The sequence below is a fragment of the Paenibacillus sp. FSL F4-0236 genome (assembly GCF_038000135.1).
Lineage (GTDB): Bacteria > Bacillota > Bacilli > Paenibacillales > Paenibacillaceae > Paenibacillus_AQ.
In genome coordinates this window covers 5,685,490-5,704,001 of sequence record NZ_JBBOBK010000001.1, presented here as the reverse complement: position 1 = coordinate 5,704,001, position 18,512 = coordinate 5,685,490, and the positions used below count along the sequence as shown (strand labels likewise).

The following is an 18,512-nucleotide window of genomic DNA, read 5'->3' as shown; positions in this document are numbered from 1 at the left end:
GTCTGACTTTTCAATCCCATCCGTAACCTTTAGGAACTTCATTGGCACTTGTATATAATACGGAAGAAGGGAGCGGGGGAGAAAATGCTTCAGTATATCGAAGAGGCTAAACAAGGAGATCGACAAGCTTTTGAACAGATCGTTAGGCATTTTACACCAATGGCGAATGCAGTTGCGTATGAAAAGCTCCACGATTACCAATTAGCGGAAGATGCTGTGCAGGAAGCTTTCACAGAAGCCTTTTTGCATTTGAATAAATTACGAGCAGTAGAGGCATTCCCGGGCTGGTTTAAAGCTATTGTGGTGCGGCAATGTTATCGTATCTTGCGAAGAAAGCAGCATCCTGCATTACCCTACGATGAAGCTGCGCAAGCGACAGAATCTTCATTTAGTGTGGCGGACATTATTGAGAAAAAGGAAACCCAGCGGCTGGTTCACGAGTCTATAGCTGCATTAACGTCCAATATGCGGATTGCCGTTCAATTATATTATTTTCAGGGATATTCCCTTCAAGAGATTGCTGACTTTCTGGGGACTTCAGTCCCGGTATTGAAGAAACGACTCTTTGATGCTCGCCGCAAGCTTAAGGGTGCGCTACCTGTAGCGGATGTCCTCTCCGTGTTCAATCATTTGTACGAAGGAGGAAAAGGTGTGCTTCATATTGTAAACGGAGATGTAGTGGGAGATAAGCTGCGTCAGGGAATTGTGCAAGGTGATGTATTAGTATGGAGAGAGGTCTACTCTCATGGTCCGGTCTTTTTAGAGCCTGGGGAACAGAATAACCGCTTAGTAAGAGCGCATTATTTAGAACAAACGATGGGGATTCCGCAGAAGGAATTTATTCAGATCAGTAAGGCACAGGAAAAGATCTTAGCTGATTTTCATAAATATGATGAAGTTGTATTATGGTTCGAGCATGATCTATTCGATCAGACGATGCTGTGCTATTTGCTCCATTGGTTCTCCAAGCAGAAGAAGGGATCCACGAAGCTGAGTTTATTGTGTATTGGAGAATATCCCGGCATTGAGCTGTTTCGAGGACTTGGACAACTATCTGTAGAGCAAATGGAGACTTTATCAGGAACGTGGAAGTTAATCGGCGACAAGGAGCTAAAGGTAGGCCAAGAACTCTGGGAAGCCTATGCTTCGCCTAATCCAGAATTGTTGAAGCAACGATTAACTACAGATACATCCGCTTTACCATTTGCACATGACGCCTTCATAGCGCATTTATCTCGGTTCCCATCGACCTCTAAAGGACTTGGCATCGTAGAACAACTCACGCTGGAGATGATCCATGAGGGAATAAAATCACCATATGATCTGTTCAAAAATGTGGGTGATAAGCTTCATATACTAGGCATGGGCGACTTGCAATATTGGCATATTCTAAGACAGATGGCACAACGCCCGTACCCTTTACTGCAAACCCATGGGTTCAATGATTTTCCTGGTTATAACGATCCAGTAATGCCATTCAAAGACTGCGAGCTTGCATTAACCGAGCTAGGCAAAAGTGTATTGGCTGGAAATGAAGACTGGGTTCAGAAAAAAGGAATCGATGAATGGTATGGAGGGGTGCATCTGCAAGGATCGACTCCACGCTGGCGATGGAATTCGTCTTCGCAAACGATTCAATAATTTAAAGATTGTAAGTTAGAGAAGGAGCTGTCTCAAAAGTAGTGTATGCTACTTAGAGGCAGCTTCTTTTCTTGAGAGTAATTAGGGAATTTTTCCCTAAAATCAGGGTAATATCTATACTTTTTAACAAATTGGTCGAATTTTAGGGAGATATTCCCTAATCACTAGACAAATGAACAGAATATCAGATTTTTTAGGGAGAAATTCCCTGATTATCTATCGGAGGATCCGGTTCCCCCCTTCTTCAACCCATGGCGAGGAGGCTCCGCGGACGGAGTGTTGTTTCAAACTCTTTTCAAAACGTGAAGCCTGCCGCAGTTTTTTACTTCAATCATTATTCATAAACGTCTTATGATAGGCGTTGCGATATTGGGTCGGTGTCATGTTTTCGTATTTTCGGAAGAGGCGCATGAAATATTTATCGTCGGTGAACCCCGTCTCTGTCGCGATTTCCCTCACGCTGAGGGCGGTTCTGGTTAGCAGCTCCTTCGCTTTAGTCACACGTACGGAATGAATATACTCCAAAGGCCCCATCGAGGTATGTTGTTTAAATAGCCGAGCTAAATAATCCTTGTTGTAATTGAATTTCTCCGCGATGATTGCCACCGTAAGAGGTTCACTTGCATGTATTCTTGTCCACTCGGCTATTTTTACAAAGGTGACATCTTGTTGCGCACGGATTAGCTTACTGGCGAACGGCTGAAGCGCATGCTCAGATAGCTCAATTAAGAGTGAGGTCAACAAATAATTAACACTGGAATAGGTCAAATATCCTGAGTTAGCCACATGGAGGATTTGATTCGCCAGGATATGAATCCGGTCACTGTGCTCGATCTTTATGAACTGTGGTAGATATAGATCATGTACGGACCATACGCGCTGTGTGCGCGAAAAGATTTCTTCCGCCTCAGGCTTCATTTCCTCCTCACTCAGCAATAAACCCTCGCTTTTCAGCTCGAAATGAAACCAATAAAACTTAACCCCGGGCCGTGATTCTCTATAGCCGACATGCGTGCGATTAGGCATAAGCAAAAGAGCTTCATCAGGGCCTACTTCGAAGCTTTTGGTCTCCTCATTTAAATAAACCGTTTCATTCACGCCTATGATTAGCTCATAATTGCCCATTGCACGTTCTACATGTTTCCATGGCGTTTCTGAGATGAATTCACCTGCCGCAGTAAAATGAACAGGTATATCTGCATTTATTTTCAAATAGGTCATGCGGTCCTCCTAGCAATTAATAAGTCGGATTTGTCCACCATTTGTATGGCTGATCTACCGACAAATCAAGGTTCCGATGTTATCTTATGGATACAAATATACACTTGTCATATCACCCTGACAAGATTGCGAGGGAGCGATTTCATTGAAGACGCAAGCTTTTGATTTGCAGAATGTACGCATTGATTCAGGTCCACTTCTCCATGCGATGGAGTTAAATACGGATTATTTACTCAAGCTTGAGGCAGATCGGCTTCTGTCGCGTTTTCGCCAATATGCTGGCTTAGAGCCTAAGGCTGCTCACTATGAAGGCTGGGAATCTCAAGGCATTAGCGGCCATACGCTAGGCCATTATATCTCTGGATGTGCGTTAATGTATGCCTCGACAGGGAATGGAGAGCTGCTCACCCGCGTGAATTATGTAGTAGACGAATTGGAGGATTGTCAGGATGCGCATGGTAATGGCTTTATTTCCGGGATTCCTCGTGGCAAAGAGCTGTTTGAGGAAGTGAAGGTAGGCGACATTCGCTCACAGGGCTTTGACCTCAACGGTGGCTGGGTACCGCTGTACACGATGCATAAGCTGTTTGCGGGTCTTCGTGATGCTTATCGATTGGCTGGAAATCAGAAGGCGCTCGTTATTGAAACGAAGCTTGGGCTGTGGCTTGAAGATATTTTTGCAGGACTGAATAAAGATCAGATCCAAGAGGTGCTGCGTTGTGAATTCGGCGGCATGAATGAAGTCCTCACAGATTTGGCAGAGGATTCTGGCGATGACCGTTTCCTCACCTTAGCCGAAAGCTTTTACCATGGAGAAGTCCTTAATGATCTTGCCGAAGAAAAAGACACATTAGCAGGAAGACACGCCAATACTCAGATTCCGAAGATTATTGGAGCGGCAAGACAGTATGAGGTAACGGGACAGGAGCATTATGCAGGTATCTCTCGCTTCTTCTGGGATCGTGTTGTGAATCATCATTCTTACGTGATCGGCGGCAACAGCTATAATGAGCATTTTGGTGAACCGGATAAGCTGAACGATCGATTGGGAGAGGGTTCATGTGAGACGTGTAATACCTACAACATGCTGAAGCTGACCAAGCATATGTTCCAGTGGGATGCTTATGCCGCATATGCGGATTACTACGAACGTGCAATGTATAACCATATCCTAGCTTCTCAGGAGCCGGTTGATGGACGTGTGTGTTATTTTGTATCCCTCGAAATGGGTGGACATAAGTCGTTCAACTCCCAGTTTGAGAGCTTTACATGCTGTGTAGGCTCAGGAATGGAAAGCCATTCTATGTATGGCTCGGCGATTTACTTCCATAGTGAAGATGAGCTGTATGTGAATCAGTACGCACCTTCAACAGTGACTTGGAAAGAGCAAGGCATTAGTTTGAAGCAAGAGACCAAGTTCCCTGAAGAGGGACTAGGCACCCTGCGTATCAGCACGGAGAAACCAACTAAATTCACATTGAAGCTAAGATACCCCTACTGGGCTGAGCAAGGCATGAGCGTTAAAGTAAATGGTGAAGACATTCAAGTGAATGTGGGCAAATCCAGCTACCTAGCTTTGGATAGAGTATGGCAGGATGGGGACGTTGTCGAATATGATATTCCGATGTCGGTAAGAATCGAGTCCATGCCGGATAATCCAAACCGAATTGCATTCCTCTATGGACCGCTTGTGCTTGCAGGTGATTTTGGACCTATAAATGCTGAGCTAGGCAGTGATCGCGCCCTTGCTTCTGTATTAATTGGAGATCGCGAGACGCTAACGGATAGCTTGATTCAGTCTAACGTTAGCAAAAATGTGTTCCGGATGAAAGGTTTAGGATATGCAGGAGACCATGAGCTTCGTCCGTTCTACCCTATGCATGATCATCGTTATTCGGTGTATTGGGATTTGTTCACGCCAGAGGAATGGAAGCTGGTAGAGGTTGAATATCGCGAGGCCGTAGAGAAGAATTTGCTGCTTGAGCAGCTAACCGTCGATTCGATACAACCTGCTGAAATGCAGCCCGAACGCGACCATAATTTCGAAGGAGAGTATGTAGGCTTAGGAAAAATCTACAACCGCAAGTATCGCGACAGCTGGATCAATGGCTGGTTCTCCTTCACGATGGAAGTCTTGCCAGAGGAGCAAGTAGATCTGGTAGTAACGTATTTGAAGTCCAACGATACTTCGGTGGCCTTCGATATTACGGCAGATGGGGAGCAACTTGGGCTAGGCGTCCTTGAGTCTGAAGAGATGAACAAGCTGGAGACCATTCGTTACGAGCTTCCGCAGACGATCACGAGCAGCAAATCAGCGGTTACGATCAAGTTCGCTTCGCATGAAGGATATAAGGTGGGCCAAGTGGCAGGACTACGTATCGTCAAACGTAATTCTTGAAATATATGGATTAGAGAATTATAATAGGAACAATTCTTTTAATTGGGGTGAAATGGATGTCTTTCCGTATCGTTCGAAGTAACTAGTTATCGGGCTGGGTCAAACGCGTACCAGCTATCAAGGGGGGAGTCTACCCTTTTGATTACATTAACTAGAGCTTTGAACGGTGCCATAGGCAGCTTTTTGTATAGAGCCAGGCACTTAACCTATTTAACTTTGAGAACCGTTTAATTGTGGATGGTTTTTTACAGTTGGATGGTGGGGTTGCCTGGCTTTTTTGCATTCAATTAAAAGATAGGGGATTAACGATATGTTGAAAAAGAGTCTAGCTCACCTGAAATGGTGGATATGCGGTTATATTGTATTGGGTTTTACTATTCAACTGCTGAGTAGTTTAGGCATTGTAGTGTTTCAAAAAATATTAGACAAGGTCACGGTGATCAACAGCTTTGGTGAGATATTTAATTTAATCTTGGTGTACGGCCTTTTGCTGGCTGGGGTGGTGATCCTAAATTATGTGGATGAATACCCTAGTGTGTATTTATCGAACAGTATAACGGAGAGGTTAAAGATACTTGCACTATCTAAAATATCCAAAATCGACTATCAAGCCTATCAGGATATGGGCACAGGTCAGATGATTAAAGTGATCGAGAATGGAGCAGCGGCTGGAAACAGCATGATTTTCTCCTTTTTCCTCAAAACATTACATGAGTTATTGCCCACTCTTCTGTTCAGTCTTATCTTTATCAGTTTCTATGATTTAAGGATCATGGTAGTGATTGCTGTTGGCTACGTGGTCGTCTTTTTGATAACGAATCTGCTGTTGAAATTTCTGTATGCAATGAAGGCGGCCATTCTAGAGGAACAAGAAAAGATGTCCAGATTCTCTATCCGTGGATTTATGGAATTAGTCGTCTTCCGAACGAACAAAAGATATGAGAAAGAGATCGATAAATTAAGCCAGACTGCACGCACTATCATTCAAAAAAATGCTCAGTTACAAATGATCCATGAAGCTTTTTTCGCGATATTCGAGTTGTTTGTCACGATTATTAAAGTCGTTGTCTTAATTTACGGTGTGAAAAGCATTGTCGCAGGTGAGACGTCACTTGGTGTTGTGGTCGCACTGTTTATGTTTATTGATAAGATTTATTCGCCGATTGCTATCTTCAATGTCCTCTTTGTAGATTACAGACTGAATAGAGTGACCTACAAGAGATTTGAAGAGTTTATTCATGCCCCAGAAGATAAGAATCTAGAACGAGGAGAAGTTATCACTGAGATCCACGGTAATATTGAATTTAGGGATGTATCTTTTGATTATGGGCAAGTGAAGATCTTGAATAATCTATCCTTTTCGATTGCACGAGGAACGTCGGTTGCTATTGTCGGATTAAGTGGGGGCGGTAAATCAACTCTGATTAAGTTAATCGTAGGCTTATTAAAAAAGGACAAAGGTGAACTCTTATTGGACGGTAAGGATATCGATGAGATCCATCTGGATAGCTACTATGATCATATCTCTTACTTATCACAAGACACGCCGATTTTTGACGCTACGATTAGGGACAATATTGTATTTGATGAGCATTCCTTGTCCGATGAAGAGTTGTATGAGATTTTGGAAAAGGTTCATCTGCAAGAAAAGGTAAGCCAATTACCGGATCGTTTAGATACTTTGGTAGGTGAAAAAGGGGTTAAATTATCTGGCGGTGAGAGACAGCGATTAGCTTTTGCCAGAATCATTGCTCAGAAAAGAAACATTCTAATTCTAGATGAACCTGTTTCTGCACTTGATAATATTACGGAGCAAAGCCTAATGGAGACGATATTGCAGGAATTTAAGGATAAAACCATCATTATTGTTGCCCACCGACTAAATTTTATAAAAGACGTTGATAAGATACTGGTAGTGGACCAAGGCTCGGTCGTGGGTGAAGGAAAGTTTGATGATTTAATAGAGCATTGCGAAGCTTTTAAAGCGTTATGGAATAGAAAAATATCGTTTACAAATGCTGATTAAATTGTTAACCTCTTCTAAAAAGAGGTGCATTCTATGGCTTGGCCAACACATATTGTAGCGGCAGGTGGATTCGCAGAAAATGAACAAGGAGATATCCTTTTAGTAAAGACTCATGATGGTGGATGGGTATTTCCTGGTGGACAAGTAGAGGTCGGAGAGAACCTGGTGGATGCATTAATTCGAGAGATTAAAGAGGAAAGTGGAATAGATGTCACGGTATCTCAATTGATTGGTGTGTATTCCAATACAGGCATTCATAAATGGTATGACGGTGTAACCGATGTTCCTACTAAGGTCATGTTTGATTTTATCTGCAAGCCCGTTGGTGGGGAATTATGTACCTCGGAGGAAACCTCTGAAGTGATGTGGGTGGCAAAAGAGAAAGTGCTTGATTGGATTACACAACCGGCTATTCGTACCCGCTATCAAGCTTATTTGGATTACGATGGGAATACGAGGTATATGGATTATGTAACTGGAGACACGTTTGAAGTTAATTTAGATCGAACGGTGTAAATATAAGTGATAGGCCATCCTGCAAAGGATGGCTTTTTAAAATATAAGAAAGTATAAGTTTCGCCAAAGACGTTTATTCTTGTTATGCTTTGATGCCCTCAAAGGCAGAGGTGATCATATATTTCACAAAAGCTTCGTCTAGCTCATCCCCTGTGATCAGAAGCCGATAAAATATCGGTCCATACAGCAGATCAATCGTGATCCCAATATCCAGATCCGCTTTTAATTGGCCTCGGGTCACCCCACGCTCCAACAACTGTCGCGCCTCTTGGCGGCGGGGAGCGAAAAACCTCGCACGATAGGCCTCAGCAAGGCCAGCATCAAATTGACCTTCGCCGATCAACTCGGTAATGATCTTTCCTTCTCGGCTGCGAAGAAAATTAGCCAGGTTTGTGGCATGCATCATAATATCGTCCATGACCGAACCGGTGTCCGGCACTGGCAATCTTGCGGATGCTGCAGAGAGGTAGCCGTCCATGACCACAGCTGCTTTGTTAGGCCACCATTTATAAATGGTTGCTTTACTTACCTTGGCCCGTTCCGCGATTTTCTCTACGGTCACCGCACCAAATCCAGTCTCTAGTAGTAGATCATACGATGCTGCCAGAATAGAAGCCTCGGCTTCGCTATTGCGCGGCCGTCCTCTTTTTTTATCCATCAGAGATCCCTCCCGATTAATCTATCCTTTATTTAACTTGCGATCTAAAAAGAAACTATACGTTCATTATACAAAAGGTTATATGAAGTAGCCAATCGCCTATTTACAAAACTGAACGTTCAGTATATATTTAAATCAATTAATGAACGTTGCGTTCAGTATTTAGAATCGAAGGGTGGAGATCTTATGAATCAAGGAAGACGAATGAATCCTGTAAGTTCAGTAAGTTCAGTAAGTTCAGTGAATCCAGTCAAGGAACATGCGGAAGGAAAGACGATCCCTGGATGGATTACATTTCTATTAGCGGCCTCCTGCGGACTAATTGTGGCCAATCTGTATTACGCCCAAACCCTGATCGGACAGATCGCCCAAGCTACGCAGCTTTCTTCTGGGGCAGCGGGTCTGATTGTAACTTTGACCCAGGTAGGATACGTTCTTGGACTTTTGTTCGTAGTACCGCTTAGCGATATTATTGAGAATCGCCGCCTGACAGTGGTGTCGCTGGCTATGGTGGTGGTATCACTGGTAGCAGCCACACTAGCTCCGAATGCAGCGATCTTTTTGGGAGCATCCCTGTTCATTGGCCTTGGTTCCGTAGCTGCCCAGATTCTTGTGCCGTATGCGTCTTTTCTGGCTGCTGAAGAGCAGCGCGGCCGGGTGGTCGGTAATGTAATGAGTGGGCTGCTGCTCGGTATTATGTTCGCCCGACCTGTAGCTAGCTTTGTCTCTGGATTGTGGGGCTGGCATGCGATTTATGCCATATCGGCAGTAGTGATTGCCTCATTAACACTTCTATTGTCCCGTGTGCTGCCGCAGCGCCAGCCTGTGCCTACAATGAATTATGGCGGATTGATACGTTCTCTAGGTACTTTACTGAAGAATACGCCGGTGCTGCGCCGCCGGGCGATTTATCAGGCTTGCCTGTTTGGAGCTTTCAGCCTGTTCTGGACGACGGTCTCTTTGCATCTGGCCGATACGTATCATTTAAGTCAGCAAGGCATTGCCTTGTTTGCGCTGGCCGGTGTGGCTGGGGCTATCGCTTCTCCCATCGCTGGGAGATTGGCTGACCGGGGCTGGACCCGCCCTTTGACCGGACTTGCGTTTGTGCTGGCAGCTGTGGCTTTTCTTCTTGCTTACTTGTTTCAGAATGATTCAAGAGTGACGCTCGGATTGCTGGTTGCAGCAGCTATTATGCTGGATATGGGGGTATCGGGTAATCTGGTGCTTGGACAAAGGGCAATTTATTCCCTTGGCAACGAGGCGAGAGGACGTTTAAACGGATTATTTATGGCGATATTTTTTGTAGGCGGAGCCGTTGGCTCTTCACTAGGCGGCTGGGCATATGCGTACGGAGGCTGGAGTCTGACCAGCTTGATTGGTCTGGCGCTGCCGATCTTGGCCTTCTTGTACTATTTAACGGAGAAGAAGCAAGCGTAAGGCGTTCCAATAAAGCCTGTACTTACAAGGACTGCTCTCCGGGCTGGATATAGTCAGCCTATTCAGCCTAAAGAGCAGTCTTTTTTACGTAAATATAGGATGGCTCGAGGACATAATCATCACAGTGTTGCTCAAAATGTGATGATTGACTAATTAGTAACTATATCGGTGGATAAACCTGAAAAAAGTACATCTTTTTATAATACGTGGAGAGCTGAAGCACTTATTCCTGCGAATCTGCAGTTATTTTTGCGCTAGAAGAAGCTTTCAAGCCATTTGTGAGGATATTTCCTGCACATTTGCAGTTTTTGGTCTGCATGATGAGGATGCCTGTACAAAATGCTGCACTATTGCAGGTTTTCACTATTCCAGCGAGAGGTATGCAGCGAAAAGTATGCTCCAGGATGCTTCCCTGCCTCGATTCCGATAAGCCTCCCTAAACATTAATGCTACATCGTATAAGGATTTAGGCGGATCATTTGAATAAGGTTTGCCGCCGAGGCAGATAACGGTTCATTTTTTCGCGTACAGATTGCAATGCTATTCTTCAGATGTATGCCTTCAACATAAACTTGGCATAATTCTCCACGTTCTACATATTCACGAACAACGAGTGAAGAGACGAAGTTAGCGCCATACCCGGCGATAACGGCTTGGATCGCTTCATGAAGTCCGTTAAATTGCAAAGAGATCGTGGGAGCTGGCGTATTATATGTACGGCATAACGATAATAATCTCTCTCTAGTCGAACTCCCTTCCTCACGCATGACAAAAGGCTCCTTCATCATTTCGGATAAAGAAATTTGCTGATTCGCATAGGGGTGATGGGGTGCGACCACAAACCATAACTCGTCCTGAAATAACTCCTCTGTCTGGATCGTATCTGGATATGCCTCAGTGATTCCCCCGTAAATTGCTATATCCACGTCTACATTTAACAGCTGCTTCAGGGCATCGCTTGAATTGGTGGTAGTAATCACCATTTCCACTTGCTCATATTGTTGCTTGAACTTTGCGATCCAAGTAGGGATGAGATAATGAGCAGGCAAATACGTCGCGGCTAGGCGTATACTTCCATTCGTGCCGTTAACATAATCCTGAGTGAATTGTTCGATCTGCTGTTCGACAGCGAACAGTCTTTTCGCGAGTAGGGCAAGCTCTTCACCCGCATCCGTTAAAGCAATTCCTCTACCTTGAGGCTTGAATAGGGCGAAGGATAGTTCCTTTTCGAATTTCTTGATCTGAGCCGTAATCGCAGGCTGACTGATATTTAAAGTTTCGGAGGCGCGTGTCACACTTCCTGTCGATGCGATTACATGGAATAAGCGCAAGGCGTGTAGATTCATGGTTAAGCTCCTATCTGCTATCGTTTAATTCATATATTTAATATATAGTTTAGTTTTAAAGATATATTATATTTATGATTATAACTGATTTACAATACAGGTATAAAGTTGAAGTTGAAGTTGAATTTGAACTTGAAGTTGAATATGAACTTATATTTTGGACTTAAATCTTTAGTTAGGGAAAGGAGTAACGAAGAGGAGGTTTGGAACTGTAGGAGCGTTAGCGACCGCCTTTGTCTACGGATTTCAACCAAGAATAGTGGTTTTAATCGAAGAAATCTGGAGACAACAGCGGCCGGAAGTCCAAACACTCCTCGTAGTTACGACCGATCCCTAATTGTGGAAATGAAAATTTTATTTCAAAGGAGAAGTGATAAATATGAATCAAACGACTACATGGGATAAAGTCGATCAGTACATTACAGAGCGTTTAATTCCGAAGGACTCCGTGCTGGAGGAAGCGTTGTCCGCGAATCAACAGGCAGGGCTGCCGCCCTTTGATGTCTCACCTAGTCAGGGAAAATTCCTTAACCTATTGGTTCAAATGAAAGGTGCACGCCGGATTCTGGAGATTGGCACTTTGGGTGGGTACAGTACAATTTGGATGGCAAGGGCGCTCCCGTCTGACGGACATATCGTTACCTTGGAGCTAGATCCATCGCATGCTCAGGTGGCTGGGGCCAATTTCGCGCTTGCTCAGGTAGATGATCTGATAGAACTTCGTATAGGCGATGCTTTGGGGCAGTTGTCTCAGATGAAACAAGAGGGTGTGGAACCCTTTGACTTTATATTCATTGATGCCGATAAACCCAACAACCCTAACTATTTACAGTGGGCGCTTCAATTTTCCCGGCCCGGTACGGTGATTATAGGCGATAATGTGATTCGTGAAGGCGAGATCATTAACAAGAATAGCAAAGATCCTCGTGTAATAGGCGTACGGGAATTTTATGATCTGTTGGCTGAAGAGCCTAAGATTTCGGCTACTGCCATTCAGACAGTGGGAAGTAAAGGGTATGATGGTTTCGTATTGGGGATTGTGAATAGCTGATATATGTATTGCAATATCCAACAATTGTAATATAATCTATTGAAAATCCAATAGTGAGAGGTACTTTCTATGCAACCTACATTTGAAACACAAAGGTTAATACTAAGATCGTTTCAATCCACAGATGCAAGTAAAGTTCAAGAGCTTGCTGGGGATATAGAAGTAGCTAGAACAACGCTGTCTATTCCTCATCCATACCCTGATGGAGCGGCTGAATCTTGGATTGGTGCCTGTAGGAAAAGCGCAGACGAAGGGGAAGGATTTCCTTTTGCTTTAATTAGTAAAGAGAGTAATACCTTAATAGGCTGTATGAGTCTAAATATAGACAAATCGCATCAAAGAGGTGAGCTTGCTTATTGGGTAGGAGGACCTTTTTGGGGAAATGGCTATGCGACTGAAGCAGCTAAGCGATTAATTGATTTTGGATTTGAAGACCTCACATTAAATAAAATATGGGCAGCGGCAATGACTAGAAATCCTGCCTCCTCTAACGTTATGAAAAAAGCTGGAATGAGATTTGAAGGGGAATTTAAACGGCATATTTTAAAATGGGATAAATTCGAGGATATAGTCTTCTACGGGTTAACTAGAATTGAATATGAAGATAGGAGATAGAGGTATGATAACAACAAGGGGTTCCTAAGCCATGCTGGCTTGTGGAACCCCTCTTTTTTTAAAGTGACTCTTTAATTACCTTTTTATAATAGAACACGGATAGCACTGCAAAAATCGAATACAAAGCGGTGTATAGCAGCATCACCAGAATCATCGGTGTCATGAGCTCTGTACCGAAGAAGAACCATCCTGATTTTACGGCGAAGTAACTGTGAAGCAATCCAATGACTAATGGAATCCCAAAATTAAATAATTGTTTCGCCTGAATCCCTCTAAGCAGATCCCCTTGCGTGAAACCAAGCTTTCTGAGGATCGTGTAGTTGGGCTTTTCATTCTCACTTTCATCCATTTGTTTAAAGTAAAGAATGCATCCAGAGGTAATCAGGAAGGTTAGCCCCAGAAAGGCCACGATAAACATGATAAGTCCCATAGTTTGCTTTTGATTGTTCTTCGTCTCCAGTTGAGAGTCGGTTATGTGGCCTTTTGCAAATTTCATGTTCTGAAAAAGCTCATTAGCCTGCTCAACGCTTGCCCGTTCTTTCATATCGATGCCGATATTAAGAGAGGACTTTCTTTGAAGGGCTGGATCTAGATCCTTCTTTAAGCGTTCAAAGGTCGTGTCGTCTACAATAGCAAGGGGTAAGCCACCACCTGTGAAATTGTATAAAACGGGGGCTTCCATATCAATTCTTTTATAAAACTGCGGAATGACTTCATGTTGTCCCTTGAATTCAATGCCACCCTGGTCCTTCATAGAAATCAGATTCTCCATTGCACTACTTGTCTTCGTAAAATAGGCCTCATCAGGGGATAGATCAATGCCCTCCAGCGAATTTTCACTGATGACGGGAAGAGTCATATTATTCGACATCATACCGAGCGCCTTGGAATTTTCTGCCAGAAGCTTCTCTATATTTACATCCACTTGAATGACTTCGGTTATTTTTTCCGTAAACAGCAAATTTTCAGTCGTTAATGCCTCTTTAAATTGTTTAGCATCCTGGATATCCGTAAGAATAAAATCTGACGGAACATAGAGCTTCGCACTTTTCTCAGCAGAGTAGAAAGAAATATAACTCAAGGATAATAAACCCAGCGCCAGAGCTGATACCGTTGTAATGATGGTTAACAGTACGGCATTTGATTTCATTCGGAACATAATGGAGGAGAGAGACAACACCTCTTTAATATTCAGATACCCGTTTTTCTTTTTACGAATGAGATGAAAGATAAAGCTTACCGAGCCTTTATAAAAAAGATAAGTCCCGATGATAACTGAAGCCAGAATAGTGATCATGGATATAGATAGCTCAGTCATTGATGTTAAGTCTCCGCTAAATAATCGGGATGAAATCGAATAGCCAAGCAGAATCAATCCAATCCCAACGATCCCTATAATCATTTCAAAGAAGGACAGCTTTTTCACGTTGCCTTCTGTGGTTGAGGTCACCCGGAATAAGGATAGAATGCTTTGTCTTTTAATAAATCCATAATTCATCAGCATGATCAAAAGATAGATTACAAAGAATACGATCAGCGTTTGAACCAGGGCAGGGGTAGAAAAACGAAGGGATGCTATCGCATCGATCCCCATTATTTTAAAAAGAATCATGAGAATTAACTTTGAAACAGAAAAGCCTACGGCGATCCCTAAAACTAAAGAGCCGAAATATAAAATGAAGTTCTCTGCTGAAAGAATTCGAAATATTTTACCTTTGGTCATCCCTATTAACTGGAACAGGCCAATTTCTTTTCCCCGGCGTTTGATGAAGATAGTGTTTGCATATAACAGGAAAATGGATACAATCGCGACCAGTAAGACCGAGGCAGCCTTGATTGCTGCGCCACCTTTGATCGAGCCTTCTACCGCATCCATCGAGGGATCGTATTGCAACGTAACAAAGGCGAAATATAAGGCCACGCTAAAAACGAGAGCAAATACATACAGATAGTAATTTCTGATGTTTTTTCGCAGATTTCGAAGCATCAGTACATTAATGCTCATTCTGCACACCACCTAATACACCTTGTGTTTTTATGATGTCGTTGAAGAAGACTTGTCTTGATTGTTCTCCTTTATTTAATTGCGTATAGATCGTACCATCCTTTATAAAAATAACTCTACTGCAATAGCTAGCTGCCACTGGATCATGTGTAACCATAACGATCGTTGCTTTTCGTCTTTGATTTAGTTCACTTAGCTTATTTAACAAATCAGAAGCAGATTTAGAGTCCAAGGCTCCTGTAGGTTCGTCAGCAAAAATAATGCTTGGATCATGAATGAAGGCTCTAGCTGCAGAGGTGCGTTGTTTTTGACCCCCAGAGATTTCATTCGGGTACTTATTTTTCAACTCTAAAATCCCCAGCTCCCTCGCGACGTTTTCGAATTTCTCATTGGCAATTTTCTTAGGGGTGTTGGTAATGGATAGAGGTAACAGGATGTTTTCCTTCACCGTCAGCGTATCTAAGAGATTGTATTCTTGAAAAATAAATCCTAAATGATTTTTCCGAAATTCAGCTAATTGCTTTTCTTTCATATTAGAAATTTCAGTACCCTCAATGGTAATCGATCCGTTGCTGATCTGATCAATTGACGAGAGAACGTTAAGCAGGGTGGTCTTTCCTGAACCGGAAGAGCCCATGATCCCAACAAATTCGCCTTCTTCTATAGAAATATCCAGTCCACTCAACACGGATTGTTTGTTTAATTTATTTCCGTAGCTTTTATGAATTTTAGTGGCTTCAAGAATTACCATAATGATTCACTCCCTTTTTATACTCGTTCTTTTTGTATAGCTTTATTATAAAAGGCTTTGCCGTTCTTATCCTTCGATTGCCCGAACAAAATAAAAAAGCATGTGACATTGTTGTCACACGCTTGAGAGCTTCACAAATTCATTTTTAAGCGGAAAGGTTAAAGTGAACGTCGTTCCTGATCCGAGCCTCGACTCAACTCCGATGACGATCAACAAGGATTGCGCCGCTTTTTTGGCTAAATATAATCCCATACCTGTGGCGGCATTGTCGCGATGCACGGTGGTGGAAGTAAATCCTCTATCAAATATCCGAGGCAGATCCTTGGGATCTATCCCGCGCCCGCCATCCTTCACCTTAAGAACGATATGCTCAGCTTGCTGATAGCTACTCACTGCAATATCTGAAGCCTCACTATATTTTACGGCGTTGGTTAGTAGTTGTCGGATAATAAAAGCCAGCCATTTGGCATCACTAAGCACTTCAGCTACTTCCAAGTTCAGCTCAAAGCCGATCCCCTTCTGAATACACCAGGATTGCAACGTCTTAATCTCCCCGAAAATAAGCGTTTCTAAATCGATATGTTCTATATACAGATCATTTTCGATAAAGGGAATTCGCCTTTGATGTAGCTGTTGATCCAGCAGAAGATGTATGCGCAGCCATTCATAGGTCAGATGTTTCCTCATTACATCATCTTCGATTCGCTCCATCATTAGATGCATCGCTGTCAGAGGGGTCTTCACTTCATGAATCCACGATAATAGTTCATCTTTTTCCTGTTCTAACGTCATTTGATTGTTCGAGGCAGCCTGTTTTAACCATTTAGCTTGATTGATAATACTCTCCTCAATAATATGCTCAAACGGGCTTTCGGGGGTGGCGATACTCGTTACATCCAGATCATCATCTCGCTCAACCAAGCTTTTATAGAACCTGGTTTCTCTGGGATAGCGAAGGATTAAGAACATCACAAAAAAAAGCATCGACAAGGAGACCAGATAGAGAACTGAAGAGAATGGGATTGATGAATCCATATAGGTGACAAAAAGTATAAAAAGATTGGTAAAGAGGACTAGTAGGATCCAGCTACTTCTTTCCAAGAGATACTTTTTAATCATAGTGCTTCCTCTTCGATGGCCATATACCCTTGTCCTACTTTCGTTTCAATGAAACTACCCAAGCCTATCTCATCCAGCTTTTTTCGCAGCCGGTTTACGTTGACGGTAAGGGTGTTGTCACTTATAAAACGTTTATCATCCCACAAGCTATTGATTAATTCCTCGCGGGTGACGATTTTATTTTTTTTCTCAATAAGCAATTTCAATATAAAAATCTCGTTTTTCGTAAGCTCAATCGATCCCATATCATGCGTCAATACATTTCTCTCATAATCCACGGTTGCTCCACACCATGTCTTGAGCTCAAGGTTATCCGTGTTGTAATTGTAGACGCGCCGAAGAATCGCTTGTACTTTGGCAATGAGTACATCGAAATGGAAGGGCTTTTGAATATAGTCATCGGCTCCAAGTTGCATCGACATTACCATATCCGTAGGATGATCCCGGGATGATAAGAAGATAATCGGAAGGTTAGAGTGGGAACGAATCATTCGGCACCAATGAAACCCATCAAATTTAGGTAATTGGATGTCGATGATGACTAAATCAGGTTTGATCTCTATAAATTCCTGCGTGACATTGCTGAAATCTTGAATGCCATACACATCATAAGACCACTGGGTAAGTCGCTCCTTGATCTCATTAAACAGCGTTGAATCGTCTTCGATTAATAATAGCTTGAACAAATGCTTCACCACACTTTTAGTTAGCTTTACAGCATTTTAGATAATACATCCTGATAATGCTTAAACTCTTTGGCTTCATTTAGATTAGGACATGTTCTTAAGGATAGCAGAGCACTTTCGATTAAGAACTGTCTCGGTTCCTTGTTGTTCATGATTTCTTCCTGGATAAAGTATAACAGCTTAAGATAATTAGTGAGGTTCGCATCACCAGTTGTAAATGATCTCTCTATTACTTTTTTTAAGCTGATTGTCGCAAAGGACAAATCATTATTGAAAAAATCACTGTATTCCGCTGCGGGTAATAATTTGCCCACATGCTCTGGTGAGATGAGTTGAATGCCCATTTGACTTACTTCTTCAACAATGGTTTGGATAAGCGTAGTGCAATAATCAATGATCTGCTTAGAGGTGATGACTTCATTCATAGCACTGTTGATTTGTAGCATATTTTGTAGAATTCCTGTAAAAATGATGGCTCCGTCCAGTAAATAGGGTTTCTTATCCTCAGGGAAAATATGAAGGAAACGTTCATGTACCCAGGTAAGGAGGTTGAACTTTGTTTTTTTGATAAACGTTATTAAGTCTGGGTCATTGGAGACCAAAGCATCTTCTACGAGCTGTAACAATTTATTTTTCTTATTGATTTTCATGACCAGCTGAATCTGCTCGGCAAATATCTTAATGTCAGAAGGATCTTGACCTATGAGCAGGGAATTTCGCCCTTCTTCAAGTCGATCGTGAATGGACGTAAATACAGCCTTAAAGAGATCCCCTTTTGAAGGGAAGTAGTTATAAAAAGATCCTTTGGAGATCCGGCTATGATTCAAAATATCCTGAATGGATGTGGCGTGGTAGCCTTTTTCAATAAATAATTCATGCGCTTTATGAACCACTTGCTCTTTTCGTTTATTTATCATCTGAGGTGCCCCTTTAAGCTGAACTCTTTGTTCCAATATAGACTAGCGTATATTTCCACTTAATACAATTTCAATTTTAAGTGATTTTTGTCTTGCCAAGCGAGAAATAAGGGAGTAATATATTC

At 42.6% G+C, this 18,512-nt stretch carries 15 protein-coding genes; 7 read left to right on the top strand and 8 right to left on the bottom strand.

Annotated elements, in window-relative coordinates; all coding sequences use genetic code 11:
- Positions 1-84 precede the first annotated feature (84 nt).
- Positions 85-1,641 carry a sigma-70 family RNA polymerase sigma factor gene (locus tag NSQ29_RS25450; RefSeq protein ID WP_341126395.1) on the top strand — a complete coding sequence of 519 codons (1,557 nt, stop codon included), beginning with the start codon at positions 85-87 and terminating at the stop codon, positions 1,639-1,641.
- A gap of 327 nt (positions 1,642-1,968) precedes the next feature.
- Here NSQ29_RS25450 and NSQ29_RS25445 read toward each other — a convergent pair whose 3' ends face one another.
- Complete coding sequence (locus NSQ29_RS25445) at positions 1,969-2,862, bottom strand: helix-turn-helix transcriptional regulator (RefSeq protein ID WP_341126394.1); 894 nt, start codon at positions 2,860-2,862, stop codon at positions 1,969-1,971.
- A 145-nt stretch (positions 2,863-3,007) separates the two neighbouring features.
- Between NSQ29_RS25445 and NSQ29_RS25440 the strand changes: the two genes are divergently transcribed.
- From NSQ29_RS25440 to NSQ29_RS25430, 3 genes are all read left to right on the top strand, one after another.
- Positions 3,008-5,260, top strand: coding sequence for a beta-L-arabinofuranosidase domain-containing protein (locus NSQ29_RS25440; RefSeq protein ID WP_341126393.1), 2,253 nt, complete (start codon positions 3,008-3,010; stop codon positions 5,258-5,260).
- A gap of 310 nt (positions 5,261-5,570) precedes the next feature.
- Positions 5,571-7,286: an ABC transporter ATP-binding protein gene (locus NSQ29_RS25435; protein WP_341126392.1), complete on the top strand. Its 1,716-nt coding sequence runs from the start codon at positions 5,571-5,573 to the stop codon at positions 7,284-7,286.
- Between the two features lie 33 nt (positions 7,287-7,319).
- A complete protein-coding gene (locus tag NSQ29_RS25430; protein ID WP_094869671.1) occupies positions 7,320-7,802 on the top strand; it encodes an NUDIX hydrolase in 483 nt (160 codons plus the stop codon).
- An 82-nt stretch (positions 7,803-7,884) separates the two neighbouring features.
- Here NSQ29_RS25430 and NSQ29_RS25425 read toward each other — a convergent pair whose 3' ends face one another.
- On the bottom strand, positions 7,885-8,460 hold the full coding sequence (locus tag NSQ29_RS25425; protein WP_339244459.1) for a TetR/AcrR family transcriptional regulator: 576 nt from the start codon (positions 8,458-8,460) through the stop codon (positions 7,885-7,887).
- A 186-nt stretch (positions 8,461-8,646) separates the two neighbouring features.
- Here NSQ29_RS25425 and NSQ29_RS25420 point away from each other — a divergent pair, with 186 nt between their 5' ends.
- Positions 8,647-9,897, top strand: coding sequence for an MFS transporter (locus NSQ29_RS25420; RefSeq protein WP_341126391.1), 1,251 nt, complete (start codon positions 8,647-8,649; stop codon positions 9,895-9,897).
- A gap of 449 nt (positions 9,898-10,346) precedes the next feature.
- Here the strand turns inward: NSQ29_RS25420 and NSQ29_RS25415 are convergent, their stop codons facing one another.
- Entirely contained in the window at positions 10,347-11,243 is an 897-nt protein-coding gene (locus tag NSQ29_RS25415) for a LysR family transcriptional regulator (RefSeq protein WP_341126390.1), read from the bottom strand.
- Between the two features lie 379 nt (positions 11,244-11,622).
- On the opposite strand from NSQ29_RS25415, the gene NSQ29_RS25410 reads away from it, so the two are divergent.
- On the top strand, positions 11,623-12,294 hold the full coding sequence (locus tag NSQ29_RS25410) for an O-methyltransferase (protein ID WP_341126389.1): 672 nt from the start codon (positions 11,623-11,625) through the stop codon (positions 12,292-12,294).
- Between the two features lie 69 nt (positions 12,295-12,363).
- Positions 12,364-12,909 (top strand): GNAT family N-acetyltransferase, encoded by a 546-nt coding sequence (locus tag NSQ29_RS25405; protein WP_341126388.1) that lies wholly within the window; start codon positions 12,364-12,366, stop codon positions 12,907-12,909.
- Between the two features lie 58 nt (positions 12,910-12,967).
- Here the strand turns inward: NSQ29_RS25405 and NSQ29_RS25400 are convergent, their stop codons facing one another.
- The 5 genes from NSQ29_RS25400 to NSQ29_RS25380 all read right to left on the bottom strand — a co-directional run bounded on the left by NSQ29_RS25400 (position 12,968) and on the right by NSQ29_RS25380 (position 18,387).
- Positions 12,968-14,914, bottom strand: coding sequence for an ABC transporter permease (locus NSQ29_RS25400; RefSeq protein ID WP_341126387.1), 1,947 nt, complete (start codon positions 14,912-14,914; stop codon positions 12,968-12,970).
- Positions 14,904-15,665, bottom strand: a complete 762-nt coding sequence (locus NSQ29_RS25395; protein WP_149646232.1) for an ABC transporter ATP-binding protein — start codon at positions 15,663-15,665, stop codon at positions 14,904-14,906. The genes NSQ29_RS25400 and NSQ29_RS25395 overlap by 11 nt, the downstream gene beginning before the upstream one ends.
- 114 nt (positions 15,666-15,779) lie before the next feature.
- Positions 15,780-16,784 carry a sensor histidine kinase gene (locus NSQ29_RS25390; RefSeq protein WP_339268375.1) on the bottom strand — a complete coding sequence of 335 codons (1,005 nt, stop codon included), beginning with the start codon at positions 16,782-16,784 and terminating at the stop codon, positions 15,780-15,782.
- Positions 16,781-17,470 carry a response regulator transcription factor gene (locus NSQ29_RS25385; protein WP_042193184.1) on the bottom strand — a complete coding sequence of 230 codons (690 nt, stop codon included), beginning with the start codon at positions 17,468-17,470 and terminating at the stop codon, positions 16,781-16,783. Before NSQ29_RS25385 ends, NSQ29_RS25390 begins: the two co-directional genes overlap by 4 nt.
- 26 nt (positions 17,471-17,496) lie before the next feature.
- Positions 17,497-18,387 (bottom strand): TetR/AcrR family transcriptional regulator, encoded by an 891-nt coding sequence (locus NSQ29_RS25380; protein ID WP_256716355.1) that lies wholly within the window; start codon positions 18,385-18,387, stop codon positions 17,497-17,499.
- Positions 18,388-18,512: the final 125 nt, after the last annotated feature.